4 protein-coding genes and 1 pseudogene are annotated in these 3,410 nt (G+C 74.8%); 2 read left to right on the top strand and 3 right to left on the bottom strand.

Annotation, left to right across the window (positions count from 1 at the left end; translation table 11 throughout):
• Positions 1 to 414: hypothetical protein (locus PLP61_RS15845; protein WP_324503723.1), on the bottom strand; the 414-nt coding region annotated here is incomplete at its 3' end.
• 132 nt (positions 415 to 546) lie between these two features.
• Between PLP61_RS15845 and PLP61_RS15840 the strand changes: the two genes are divergently transcribed.
• Positions 547 to 1,020, top strand: a complete 474-nt coding sequence (locus tag PLP61_RS15840) for a hypothetical protein (protein ID WP_324503721.1) — start codon at positions 547 to 549, stop codon at positions 1,018 to 1,020.
• 23 nt (positions 1,021 to 1,043) lie between these two features.
• On the opposite strand, the gene PLP61_RS15835 is transcribed toward PLP61_RS15840, so the two are convergent.
• Complete coding sequence (locus PLP61_RS15835) at positions 1,044 to 2,339, bottom strand: sensor histidine kinase (RefSeq protein ID WP_324503719.1); 1,296 nt, start codon at positions 2,337 to 2,339, stop codon at positions 1,044 to 1,046.
• A complete protein-coding gene (locus PLP61_RS15830; RefSeq protein WP_324503718.1) occupies positions 2,339 to 3,028 on the bottom strand; it encodes a response regulator transcription factor in 690 nt (229 codons plus the stop codon). The genes PLP61_RS15835 and PLP61_RS15830 overlap by 1 nt, the downstream gene beginning before the upstream one ends.
• A gap of 62 nt (positions 3,029 to 3,090) precedes the next feature.
• On the opposite strand from PLP61_RS15830, the pseudogene PLP61_RS15825 reads away from it, so the two are divergent.
• Positions 3,091 to 3,410, top strand: a pseudogene (locus PLP61_RS15825) (hypothetical protein); the annotation flags it as partial.

Here is a 3,410-nt window from a genome sequence, read left to right as displayed (position 1 = left end):
CCCACCCGAGCTGGAGCCGGAACCGCCGGTGGTGCCCCCTGTGGAGCCACCGGTGTACCCACCGGTGACGCTGCCGCCCGTGCCGACCGAGGTCGAGCCGCCGGACGAGAGGTACTGCGTGGTCACCCGGGTGACCCGGGGCCGCTCGCGGACCACGACCTGGGGGTCGCTGCCCAGCGCCGCGGCGTACTGCTTGGAGGCCTTGACCAGGGCCCGGTGCTCGCGCACGGCCTGGCGGTAGGCGAGCCGCTCGGCGCGCTGCTCGGCCGCCTTGGCGGCGAGGTCCGCGTGGTGCTCGGAGGCTGCGGCGCCGGCGATCAGCCCGGTGGCGGAGAGGGTGCCGACGGTGACCAGGCCGGACACCGCGGCGACCGCCAGGCGGTACCGGTCTCGAACGACGGCGGAGTAGCGCATGGCGACAAGAGTGCCCGGGCCGTCGGCAAGGCGTCCTCATATTGCCGTTAAGAGCACCTCATGGACTCCCTTGAGGAAGTCTTGAGGTTTCCACCACACGCCCATAGCGACCGGTGGACAATCATCCCCGACATGAAGACCACCACGACCCTCATTGCCGCCGGCGCAGCCTTCCTGGGGCTGGGCGGTGCGGCTGCGGCCTACCAGCTCGCGGCGGCCGACGAGCCCACGCTCGCCCCGGTCAGCCAGCAGGTGAGCGAGGAGGACGCGACCCCGGTCGCCCCCACGATCAAGCCCCGCACCCACTTCGAGTGGGCCCCGTGCAAGGCGCCTGCGGTGCTCGACCACGGCGCCTGCGTGACCGAGGTGGTCCAGACCGTGGTCCTGCCCGGGCCGGCCTCGACCGGGTCGTCCTCGAGCGGGTCGGGCGGGTCGTCGGACTCCACGTCTGGGACGCACCACTCGAGTGCAGGCGGCTCCGGCGACGAGGCCGGCGAGGAGGAGACCGAGCCGGGCGACGACCACGGTGACGACGACGGCGAGGACCATGGCGACGACCACGGTGACGACGACGGTGGCGGCGAGGACGAGCCCGACGACGACTGAGGCCGCGGCCCGTGAGCGCGTGCTCAGGTCGCGACCAGGGGCAGGCTGACCTCGACCCGGGTGCCTGTCCCGTCGGCCAGGGCTGCCCCGACCAGGAGCTCGCCGCCGCAGGCGTTCGCCGTACGCCGGACGATGTCGAGGCCGAGTCCCGTGCTGCCCGGCCGCGGGGTGCGTCCGGCGGCCACCCCCGGACCCTCGTCGGCGACCACCAGCGAGGCCCGGTCCCCGTGCACGGTCAGCCACACCGCGAACGGTGTGCCGTCGGGGGTGTGGGCGAAGACGTTGTCCACGAGCACGTCGACCAGGTCGGTGAGGTCGTCGGCCGCGAGCGGCACCGGGACGCTGCCCTCGGGCAGGCGGACCCGCATCGGCCGGCCCTGGTCCTCGGCGAGCACCGTCCAGAAGGCGACCCGGCCACGGACGGCGGCGGTGGCGTCGCAGCTCGACGCGAGAGCGCTGCGCACCGGCCGCCGTGCCTCGGCCACGATCGAGTCGATCGTGGCCTGCAGCGTGGCGATGTGCTCCTGCAGCCGGGCGGCCAGCTCGGGGTCGGTGACCGCCTCGGCGTCCAGCCGCAGCGCGGTCACCGGGGTCCGCAGCCGGTGGGACAGGTCCCCGACCGCGGCCCGTTCGGCGACCAGGAGCTCGCCGGTGCGCTCGGCCAGGCCGTTGAGGGCGCGCGCCAGCTCCTCGGTCTCCTCGGTGCCGGTGACCACCGCCCGGGCCTGCAGGTCGCCCTCGCGCAGCTGGTGCGCCACACCGGCGACGGCCAGGAGCGGCTGGCTGATCCGGCGTCCGAGCCGGCTGGCCATCAGCAGCGCGAGCAGCAGCAGGGCCAGGCCCAGCCCGATGATGCTCGCCCAGGCCCGGGCCACCCCCAGCCGCAGGTCGGACACGGTCACCGCACTGCGCACCACCGCGGTCGCCACCTGCCCCCGGGCGTCCTCCACCACCACGGGGACCAGCACCCGGCCGCCGGCGCGGTCGACCACCCGGACCCCGGCCCCCGTCCGCGCCACCTGCTGCACCTCGGGGTCGGCGGCCATCCCCTCGGCCGCGCCGATCGTGGTCCCGTCCGGCGCGAGCACCCCGGTGCTGGGGAAGCCGCGCTGGTCCAGCCGGCTGAGCACCTCGGACATCTCCTCGGGCCGGCCCTGCAGCCCGGCCACCACGGTGGCGGCGTTGCGCGCCTCCTGGTCGGCGGCAGCCATCGCCCGCTCCTCCGCCAGGTTGCGCACCAGCAGGCACAGCGGGATCACGAACGAGACCACCACGGTCGACGTGGTGGCCAGGACCAGCCATGAGATCCGGCGCCGCATCAGCCGGTTCCGGGCTCGACCAGCCGGACGCCCACACCCCGCACGCTGATCAGGTAGCGGGGCGCCGCGGCGGTCTCCCCCAGCTTGCGGCGCAGCCAGGACAGGTGCACGTCCACGGTGCGGTCGGTGCCGCCGTACGCCTGCTGCCAGACCTCCGCGAGCAGCTCGCGCTTGGTGACGACCTCGCCGCGACGCTGGGCCAGTGCGAGCAGCAGGTCGAACTCCTTGCGGGCCAGGTCCAGCCGCTCGCCGGCCAGCGTGGCGGTGCGGGTCCGCTCGTCGATCACCAGGTCCCCCACCTTGATCGGGTCGCTGGGCTCGGCCGCCCGGCCGGTACGCCGCAGCACGGCCCGGATCCGGGCCGCGACCTGGTCGGTGCCGAACGGCTTGACGACGTAGTCGTCGGCGCCGCTGTCCAGGGCGCGCACCATCGTCGGGTCGTCGTCCTGCGCGGTGATGACGATGATCGGCACCTCGCTGGCCGCCCGGATCATGGTGATCAGCGTCAGCCCGCTGACGTCGGGCAGGCCCAGGTCGAGGAGGACCACCTGCGGCTCCTCGGCGAGGACGTGCTCGAGCCCGGCCAGACCGGTCGGCGCCGTGGCGACGGCGTACCCTCTCTCGGTCAGGCCGCGTCGCACCGCGTCGCGGATCGACGACTCGTCCTCGACGACGAGAATGCTGGTCATGCCGGGAGGCTACGCCGCCCGCGCTGTGACCGGGCTGAGACATCGACCGAGAAGAGGACGCCGTGAGACTGCCGCGCTCCGCCGTGCTGGCCGTGACCGCCTGGCTGGCAGTCGTGCTCGTCGGCTCCACCCTCGTGTGGACGGTCATCTCGCGCGCCGGCCAGGAGGTGCAGGGCGGGACCGAGCTGCGGGCTGCGCCGACCCGCGCGGGCTCGAGTCCGGCGGCGGTCCACCAGATCTCACCGGGCCGCACGCTCTCGCCCAAGCCGACCCCCTCGGGGCGTCCGGGCCGCTCGCAGCCCGCGTCGCCCGCCGCGTCCTCGGCGGCGCCGTCGCCAGGGCCGGGCCCGACCTCCTCCTCGCGAGGTACTTCGGTGCACGG

Origin of the sequence: Nocardioides sp., from assembly GCF_035429765.1 — a bacterium.
In the GTDB taxonomy this organism is placed as follows: domain Bacteria; phylum Actinomycetota; class Actinomycetes; order Propionibacteriales; family Nocardioidaceae; genus Nocardioides.
The sequence above is the reverse complement of the archived record's forward strand: the minus strand, read 5'-3'. Positions and strand labels throughout refer to the sequence as shown.

Coding starts and splice junctions, on each gene's coding strand:
- PLP61_RS15835 (WP_324503719.1), bottom strand. CDS start 2,339: ATGCGGCGCCGGATCTCATGGCTGGTCCTGGCCACCACGTCGACCGTG.
- PLP61_RS15830 (WP_324503718.1), bottom strand. CDS start 3,028: ATGACCAGCATTCTCGTCGTCGAGGACGAGTCGTCGATCCGCGACGCG.
- PLP61_RS15840 (WP_324503721.1), top strand. CDS start 547: ATGAAGACCACCACGACCCTCATTGCCGCCGGCGCAGCCTTCCTGGGG.